Source organism: Actinotalea sp. JY-7885 (genome assembly GCF_014525465.1).
Lineage (GTDB): Bacteria > Actinomycetota > Actinomycetes > Actinomycetales > Cellulomonadaceae > Actinotalea.
Window position 1 is genome coordinate 1 of the sequence record NZ_JACEXH010000147.1, and the last position, 8,340, is coordinate 8,340.

General features: G+C 75.0%; 9 protein-coding genes. 5 read left to right on the forward strand and 4 right to left on the reverse strand.

What is annotated here, in order from left to right; genetic code table 11:
* Positions 1-31 precede the first annotated feature (31 nt).
* Both IDM29_RS12665 and msrA read right to left on the reverse strand, forming a co-directional pair.
* A complete protein-coding gene (locus IDM29_RS12665; RefSeq protein WP_182113286.1) occupies positions 32-982 on the reverse strand; it encodes an ABC transporter ATP-binding protein in 951 nt (316 codons plus the stop codon).
* 184 nt (positions 983-1,166) lie between these two features.
* Positions 1,167-1,796 carry a peptide-methionine (S)-S-oxide reductase MsrA gene (gene msrA / locus IDM29_RS12670; protein WP_182114042.1) on the reverse strand — a complete coding sequence of 210 codons (630 nt, stop codon included), beginning with the start codon at positions 1,794-1,796 and terminating at the stop codon, positions 1,167-1,169.
* A 114-nt stretch (positions 1,797-1,910) separates the two neighbouring features.
* On the opposite strand from msrA, the gene IDM29_RS12675 reads away from it, so the two are divergent.
* The 3 genes from IDM29_RS12675 to ilvA are packed head-to-tail and all read left to right on the forward strand — an operon-like array spanning position 1,911 to position 5,555.
* Positions 1,911-3,116, forward strand: coding sequence for a cystathionine gamma-synthase (locus tag IDM29_RS12675; protein ID WP_182113287.1), 1,206 nt, complete (start codon positions 1,911-1,913; stop codon positions 3,114-3,116).
* Complete coding sequence (locus IDM29_RS12680) at positions 3,113-4,318, forward strand: AI-2E family transporter (protein WP_182113288.1); 1,206 nt, start codon at positions 3,113-3,115, stop codon at positions 4,316-4,318. The genes IDM29_RS12675 and IDM29_RS12680 overlap by 4 nt, the downstream gene beginning before the upstream one ends.
* A 4-nt stretch (positions 4,319-4,322) precedes the next feature.
* Complete coding sequence (gene ilvA / locus IDM29_RS12685) at positions 4,323-5,555, forward strand: threonine ammonia-lyase (protein WP_182113289.1); 1,233 nt, start codon at positions 4,323-4,325, stop codon at positions 5,553-5,555.
* 179 nt (positions 5,556-5,734) lie between these two features.
* Here the strand turns inward: ilvA and greA are convergent, their stop codons facing one another.
* Both greA and IDM29_RS12695 read right to left on the reverse strand, forming a co-directional pair.
* On the reverse strand, positions 5,735-6,226 hold the full coding sequence (greA, locus tag IDM29_RS12690) for a transcription elongation factor GreA (RefSeq protein WP_182113290.1): 492 nt from the start codon (positions 6,224-6,226) through the stop codon (positions 5,735-5,737).
* Positions 6,227-6,446: 220 nt separating this feature from the next.
* Positions 6,447-6,857, reverse strand: coding sequence for a DUF4307 domain-containing protein (locus IDM29_RS12695; RefSeq protein ID WP_182113291.1), 411 nt, complete (start codon positions 6,855-6,857; stop codon positions 6,447-6,449).
* Between the two features lie 203 nt (positions 6,858-7,060).
* Between IDM29_RS12695 and mca the strand changes: the two genes are divergently transcribed.
* The gene (mca, locus tag IDM29_RS12700; RefSeq protein ID WP_182114043.1) at positions 7,061-7,921 is read left to right on the forward strand and encodes a mycothiol conjugate amidase Mca; all 861 of its coding nucleotides are present in this window, start codon (positions 7,061-7,063) and stop codon (positions 7,919-7,921) included.
* Positions 7,918-8,253, forward strand: a complete 336-nt coding sequence (locus IDM29_RS12705) for a hypothetical protein (protein ID WP_182113292.1) — start codon at positions 7,918-7,920, stop codon at positions 8,251-8,253. The genes mca and IDM29_RS12705 overlap by 4 nt, the downstream gene beginning before the upstream one ends.
* Positions 8,254-8,340: the final 87 nt, after the last annotated feature.

Consider the following 8,340-nt stretch of genomic DNA (forward strand, 5'->3'; position numbering starts at 1 on the left):
GGGGCGAGCGGCGCGGCGGCCGTCGCGGCGCTCACCGCGCGCTCCCGGCGGTCGCGGCGGCGCTCGGGGCGCCGGGGACGGGGCTGGACTGGTACTCGACGTCGCCCGCGGTGAGGCGCATGTACGCGTCCTCGAGGGAGGCCTGCACGGCCGCCAGCTCGTGGACGGCGACGCCGGCCCGCAGGGCCGTGTCGGCGATCGCGGCGGTGGTGCTGCCCGCGACCTCGAGCAGGTCGTGCGCCACGGAGGTCACCGTGGCGCCCTGGGCGGTGAGGGCGCGCTCGAGCTCGGTCGCCTGCGGCGTGCGCACGCGCACGACGTCGGTCTGGGCCCGGGCGACGATCTCCGCGACGGGCGCGTCGGCGATGAGGCGGCCGCGGCCCACGACGATGAGGTGGTCGGCGGTCAGCGCCATCTCGCTCATGAGGTGCGAGGACAGGAAGACGGTGCGGCCCTGGGACGCGAGGTGCCGCAGCAGCGTGCGGACCCACAGGACGCCCTCGGGGTCCAGGCCGTTGACCGGCTCGTCGAGGATCAGCGTCTGCGGGTCGCCGAGCAGGGCCGCCGCGATGCCGAGGCGCTGCCCCATGCCGAGGGAGAACTTGCCGGCGCGCTTCTTGGCGACGCTGGCCAGGCCCGTCATCTCGATGACCTCGTCGACGCGCGCCCGGCTGATGCCGTGCGTCGCGGCGAGCGCCAGCAGGTGGTTGCGCGCCGAGCGGCCGGTGTGGACCGCCTTCGCCTCGAGCAGCGTGCCGACCTCGCCGAGGGGGGCGCGGTGCTGGGCGTAGGGCTTGCCGTTCACGGTGACGTGCCCGGCGGTGGGGCGGTCGAGCCCGACGATCATGCGCATCGTGGTGGACTTGCCGGCGCCGTTGGGACCGAGGAACCCGGTCACCATGCCCGGGCGGACGGTGAAGGAGATCCCGTCGACCGCCGTCTTGTCCCCGTACCTCTTGGTGAGCCCTGTGGCCTCGATCATGGTTGTCCTCCTGCGTTGGGCGTGTGCCTCGAACGTAGGAGCGGACCGGGTGCGGCCGGGACGCCCGCAGGGACCAGATGCGGGATGCCGCGGACTACGCCGCGCGGATGACCTCGCGCGGCGGCGTCCCCCCTCGGGAGGGCGCCGCCGCGCCCCCCCTCGGGAGGGCGCCGCCGCGCCGGGCTCAGGCCGTCGGCAGCGGGCAGGCGACGCCGGTCGAGTGCACCGGGCAGTACCCGTTCGGCACCTTGTGCAGGTACTGCTGGTGGTACTCCTCGGCGTAGTAGAAGCGCCCGGCGTCCTCGGCGGCGCGGATCTCGGTGGTGATCGGGCCGTAGCCGTTGCGGCGCAGCTCCGGCTCGAACGCCTCGCGCGTCGCCAACGCGGCCGCGGCCTGCTCGGGCGTCGTCGGGTAGATCGCCGAGCGGTACTGCGTGCCCACGTCGTTGCCCTGGCGGAAGCCCTGCGTCGGGTCGTGCAGGGTCCAGAACGTGCGCAGCAGCTCCGTCGTGCTCAGCACGGTGGGGTCGTAGGCGACGAGCACGGCCTCGGTGTGCCCGGTCATGCCGGTGCACACCTCCTCGTAGGTCGGGAACGGCGTGTACCCGCCCTGGTAGCCCGCGGCGGTCGTCACGACGCCCGGCAGCTGCCACATCTCCTTCTCGGCGCCCCAGAAGCACCCGAGGGCGACGTACAGGGTCTGGGTGCCCGTCGGCCACGGACCGGCCAGCGGGGTGCCCAGGACCGCGTGGCGCTCGGGCACGGGGTAGGGGTAGGCGTCCCGGCCGCGCAGCGCGCGCTCCGGGGTGACCATCGTGGTGCGCAGTCGCGATCCGAACACGGCGTCCTCCTGGGTGGTGCGGGTGACCTCCGGATCAACCTCGGACGGGGGGCGCCGTGTTCCCGTGTGTCCCTCTAGCCTGGGCCCGTGAGCGACGCACCCCACGACTGGACCTCTGCCGGCTTCTCGACCCGCGCGATCCACGCCGGTTCGGAGCCCGACCCGACGACGGGCGCCGTCGTCCCTCCGATCTACCAGGTCTCGACCTACAAGCAGGACGGCGTCGGCGGCCTGCGAGGCGGCTACGAGTACTCGCGGTCCGCCAACCCCACGCGCACCGCGCTCGAGGAGGCCCTCGCGGCCGTCGAGAGCGGGGCCGCCGCCTTCGCCTTCGCGTCGGGCCTCGCGGCGGAGGACACGCTGCTGCGGGCGGTGCTGCGTCCGGGGGACCACGTCGTGGTGCCCGACGACGCGTACGGCGGCACCTACCGCCTGGTCGCCCGGGTCTTCGGGCCCTGGGGCATCGAGCACACGCCCGTGGACCTGTCCGACCTCGACGCGGTCGCGGCCGCGATCGTGCCCGGACGCACCAAGGCGGTCTGGGTCGAGACGCCGACGAACCCGCTGCTCGGCGTGAGCGACATCGCGGCCCTGTCGGCGCTCGCGCGCGCGGCGGGCGCCGTGCTCGCCGTCGACAACACGTTCGCGACGCCGTACCTGCAGCAGCCCCTCGCGCTCGGCGCGGACGTCGTCGTGCACTCGACGACGAAGTACATCGGGGGCCACAGCGACGTCGTCGGCGGTGCGCTCGTCGTGGCCGACGGCGCCCAGCTGCCGGTCGGGCTCGCGGGACCCACGGGCACGGCGTCGCTGGCCGACGCGGTGGGGTTCCACCAGAACGCGTCGGGTGCCGTCGCCGGGCCGTTCGACGCCTGGCTCACGCTCCGCGGCCTCAAGACGCTCGCCGTCCGCATGGACCGCCACTGCTCGAACGCGGCGACCGTCGCGCGGTTCCTCGCCGAGCACGCCGCGGTCACCGAGGTGATCTACCCGGGGCTGGCGAGCCACCCCGGCCACGAGCTCGCCGCGCGGCAGATGAGCGGCTTCGGCGGCATGGTCTCGTTCCGGGTCGGCAGCGCGGAGAAGGCGCTGGAGGTGTGCGCCCGGACCAAGGTCTTCACGCTGGCCGAGTCGCTCGGGGGCATCGAGTCGCTGGTCGAGCACCCCGGGCGCATGACGCACGCGTCCGTCGCGGGGTCACCGCTCGAGGTCCCGGACGACCTGGTGCGCCTCTCGGTGGGCATCGAGGACGTCGCGGACCTGGTGGCCGACCTCGGCCAGGCGCTCGCGTGAGCGCGCCGCAGACCACCGCGCCGCTGACGAGCGCGGCGGAGCCCGGCGCCGTGGACCGGCGACCGGCGAGCGAGTCGGTGCCGCGCGGGGTGCGCGTCGCCGCGGCGTTCGCGTGGCGCCTCCTGCTCATCTCGGTCGCCGTGGCGGTCCTGGCGATCGTCATGGCCTACACCAAGGTCATCTGGGTGCCGGTGCTCCTGGCACTGCTGCTCACGGTCCTGCTGTCGCCGGCGGTGGACCTGCTCGTCCGGCGCGCCCGGGTCCCGCGGGGCGTCGCCTCGGGACTGGCCGTCGTGGTGCTGCTCGGGGTCGTGACCGGGCTGGTCGTGCTCGCCGGACGCGAGATCGCCCAGGGCGTCGGTGAGCTGTGGACCCAGGCGCAGGCCGGTTTCGACGAGCTGCTCGGCAGCCTCGCGGCGAGCCCGCTCGGGGTGGACCAGGCGCAGATCGACGCCTACCTCGACCAGGCCCAGGACCAGCTCAGCGCGAACAGCGGCACGCTCGTCTCGGGCGCCGTCTCCGTGACGACCACGGTCGGGCACGTGCTCGCCGGCGCCGTGGTCACGCTGTTCTGCCTGTTCTTCTTCCTCAAGGACGGCTCGCTGATCTGGACCTGGATGCTTCGCCTGCTGCCGATGCGGTCGCGCGAGGCGGCGTTCGAGGCGTCGCGACGCGGGGTGATCACGCTCGGCGCCTTCACGCGCACGCAGATCCTCGTCGCCGCGATCGACGCGGTCGGCATCGGCGTGGGCGCCGCGATCCTCGGCATCCCGCTCGCCCTGCCGCTGGCGGTGCTCGTCTTCCTCGCCAGCTTCATCCCGTTCGTGGGCGCGATCGCCACCGGTGCGATCGCGGTGCTCGTGGCCCTCGTGGACCAGGGCGCCGGCACGGCGCTGATCATGCTCGCCATCGTGCTCGGCGTGCAGCAGCTCGAGGGGCACGTGCTCCAGCCGCTCCTGCTCGGCCACGCGGTCTCGCTCCACCCCGTCGCCGTGCTCCTCGGGGTGACGGCCGGCTCGCTGGCCGCGGGCATCGTCGGGGCCCTCTTCGCCGTGCCGCTGCTGGCCACGCTCAACACGGTCGTGCTCTACCTGCACGGGCACGACAAGTTCCCCTCCTTGGGGCGCGACGAGGCGGGGTTCGCGGCGCGGATGCGCCGGCTCAACGGGGGCCCGGTCGACGACCCGGGCGTGGCAGCCTGAGGTCATGAGCACGCAGGCGAGCAGCAGCCGGACCGTGGACCCCGTGGTGCCGGCCGACGTCGTCGCGGCGGCGTCCGTGCTCGACGGCGTCGTCCTGCGCACGCCCGTCGAGTCCAGCCGCGCCCTGAGCGACCTCGCCGGCGGTCCCGTGCTGCTCAAGTGCGAGAACCTGCAGCGTGCGGGGTCCTTCAAGATCCGCGGCGCCTACGTGCGGATGTCCCGCCTGACCGCCGAGGAGCAGGCGCGCGGCGTGGTCGCGGCGAGCGCGGGCAACCACGCGCAGGGCGTCGCCCTGGCGGCCCGCCTGCTCGGCGTCGACGCGACCGTCTACATGCCGGTCGGCGCCGCGCTGCCCAAGGTCGCCGCGACGCGCCAGTACGGCGCGGCGGTCGAGCTCGTCGGCACCAGCGTCGACGAGGCGCTCCTGGCCGCGCGCGACCACGCCGACCGCACCGGTGCGGTGCTGATCCACCCCTTCGACCACGCCGACGTCGTCGCGGGGCAGGGCACGATCGCGCTCGAGATCCTCGAGCAGGTGCCGGACGTGCGGACCGTCGTGGTGCCGGTGGGCGGCGGCGGCCTCGCGGCGGGCGTCGTGGCGGCGCTCGCGGACCGGCCGGACGTCGAGGTCGTGGGCGTGCAGGCCGCTGGGGCTGCCGCCTACCCGGCCTCGCTCGCGGCGGGCCGCCCCGTGCCGGCCGAGCGCCTGAGCACGATGGCCGACGGCATCGCCGTCGGCCGTCCCGGCGACGTGCCGTTCGGCCTGCTGCACGCCCACGGCGTGCGGGTGCGCACGGTCTCCGAGGAGGACCTCTCGCGGGCCCTGCTGCTGGTCGCGGAGCGCGCGAAGATGCTCGTCGAGCCGTCCGGCGCGGCCGGGGTCGCGGCGCTCATGGCGGGCCTCGAGGTGCGCACGCCCGCCGTGGTGGTCCTGTCCGGCGGCAACATCGACCCGCTCGTGCTGCTCCGCGTGGTGCGCCACGGGCTGGCGTCCGCCGGGCGCTACCTGCAGCTGCACGTGCGCGTCGACGACCAGCCCGGGTCGCTCGCGGCGCTCCTGGGCGACCTCGCCGCGACGGGTGGCAACGTCATGCACGTCGGGCACGTGCGCACCGGCGTCGACCTGACCGTGGACGAGGTCGAGATCGGCGTCCAGGTCGAGACCCGCGGTCCCGAGCACTGCGCGCAGGTGCTGGAGCACCTGCGGGGCCTGGGCTACCGGGTCGTCGCGGGCTGAGCCACCGCGGACCTGCCGTCGGCGCACGACGGCGTGACGGTGTGCGGGTGGTGGCCGCTCGGTCGCGGTTCATGGGCGGCCATGCGCCTAGCGACGACGCCGCCGGACGGACCCCCGTGGGGGACGCGTCCGACGGCGTCGGGGTCGTGCGGTGCCGGCGCCCGGTGGGGCGCCGACGGTCACGGCTGGTAGGGCGTGGCCTCGTGGATCTCGACCGAGATCTGCTTGCCGTTCGGCGCCGTGTACGACGTCGTCTCGCCGCGCGAGCGGCCGACGATCGCGGCACCCAGGGGCGAGCCGGCGCTGTAGACGTCGAGGTCGGTGCCCTCGGCGACCTCGCGCGAGCCCACGAGGAAGCGCATGCGCTCACCCGCGACGGTCGCCTCGACGACCATGCCCGGCTCGACGACGCCGTCGTCCGGCGGCGCCTCGCCGACGCGCGCGTTGCGCAGCATCTGCTGGAGCTGGCGGATGCGGGCCTCCTGCTTCGCCTGCTCCTCGCGGGCGGCGTGGTAGCCGCCGTTCTCCTTGAGGTCGCCCTCGGAGCGCGCCTCCTCGATCCGCGAGGCGATGTCCGTGCGGCCCGTGGTCGTCAGACGGTCCAGCTCGGCGGCGAGGCGGTCGTGCGCCTCCTGCGTCAGCCAGATGACGGACGTGCTCGTCTCGGTCACGATCGCTCCTTCCGTGGTGCGTGCGTGGGCCTGCGGCCCACGGTCAGGCTGCGGGGGGCCGCAGACGTGGTCGTTCGGCAGATCTGCTCGTTCGGGGATCCGGCGCCCGTCCCGACCAGCCGACTCACGGCGGCGCCGTGAGGGCCACGGTGCGCGACGCTGCGCCGGGACATGGGGGCGTGGAAACGACGATTGTAGCAAGGCGGCGCGTGAGCGCCGCTCAGGGGGTCCAGCAGCTCTCGACGACGCCCGTCACCGCGGGCTCGGACACCGCCACGGTGCTCGCGAGCCGCACCGTCCGGGCCTCGGCCGGGCCGATGTCGACGACCACGACGCCGACCTGGGCGTGCTGCTGGTTCAGGGCGTGCAGCCGGCACCGGACCTCGACGGAGGGGTCGGGCCGGATGACGTCGTAGACGATCTCGATGTCGCCGTCGCCGACCGTGAAACCGACGTCCTTCCAGGTCACGGGCTTGGCGCCCGCGCCGAGCCCGGTCCAGACGGCGAGGGCGACCGCTCCCAGCCCGAGCAGCACCACCAGGGCGCGCTGGAGGCGGCGCGCCCCGGGTCCGGGCGTCGTGCCGTAACGGCCGTCGGGGGGCGTGGTGCCGGTCGTGGACGTGATGCTCACCTCGGCGAGGTCGGGCGTGGTGCGACGTGTCGTCGCCGTGCGTCACCATTGTCCCCGGTGCGAGAGGCTGGTCGGACCGCGACCGGACCCGCACGACCGAACGAGGAGGCACGTCCGTGAACCACGCCCCAGGCACGAGCGCCGCGGGAGACGAGCCCGGGCCCGCCGGCTCCGGCGCGGCGCCCCGGGCGGGCCTGCGCCTCATGGCGGTGCACGCGCACCCGGACGACGAGTCGAGCAAGGGCGCCGCGACGACGGCCATGTACGCCGCGCAGGGCGCCGACGTGCTGGTCGCGACGTGCACGGGCGGCGAGCGCGGCAGCATCCTCAACCCCCGCTACGGGCACGTGCACGCGTCGCTCGAGGAGATGGCCGAGGTCCGCCAGGTCGAGATGGCGGCGGCGGCCGCCGCCCTGGGGGTGCGTCAGCAGTGGCTGGGGTTCGTGGACTCGGGCCTGCCCGAGGGCGACCCGCTGCCACCGCTGCCGGACGGCTGCTTCGGGCTCGTGCCGCTCGAGGAGGCCGCCGAGCCGCTCGTGCGCCTGGTGCGCGAGTTCCGGCCGCACGTGATGACGACGTACGACCCGAGCGGGGGCTACCCGCACCCGGACCACATCATGTGCCACCGGGTCGCGGTCGAGGCCTTCGCGGCTGCCGGGGACCCGGAGCGCTACCGCGACTCCGGTGAGCCGTGGCAGCCGCTCAAGCTCTACTACAACCACGACTTCTCGATCGCCCGCATGCGCGCGATCCACGACGCCGTGCGCGCGGAGGGCCTCGAGTCGCCGTTCGGGGACTGGCTCGCGAGCCGCGAGCTGCGCGAGATCCCCGAGCGCCCCGTCACGACGCGCGTGCCGTGCAGCGACTACTTCCCGGCGCGTGACGCGGCGCTGGTCGCGCACGCGACGCAGATCGACCCCGAGGGCTTCTTCTTCGCGGTGCCGCGTGGCCTCGAGGCCCGCGTGTGGCCGGTCGAGGAGTACGAGCTCGCCGAGTCGCGGGTGCCCACGACGCTGCCGGAGGACGACCTGTTCGCGGGCATCGAGCCGGAGGTGCAGCGATGAGCGCGCACGTCGACGCCCTGGCCGCACCGCACCCCGGCACCTGGGTCGCGAGCGTCGTGGCGACGCCGTCGTCGGAGCCGGAGCTGCAGGAGGGCGTGGACCCGGACAGCGTCACGCCCGGCGTGCTCGGCTTCCTGGTCACCCTGGCCGCGGTCGTCGCGTGCATCCCGCTGTTCCTGTCCATGACCCGCAAGATCCGCGGCGTGCAGCACCGGGGACGTCTCGAGACCGAGGCCGAGGAGGAGCGAGCGGCCGGTGACGGCCCGGCCGGCGGGCCCGCGCGGGACGCCGAGGCCCCCGAGGGCACGGACCCGGGCGGCCCGCGCGGATGACCCCCGTGGCGGTCGCCGGCGTGCCGAGGCGCCCGTGATCCGGGTGCACGCCGTCGCGTTGCGGTCGGACCCGGACCGGCCCACGGC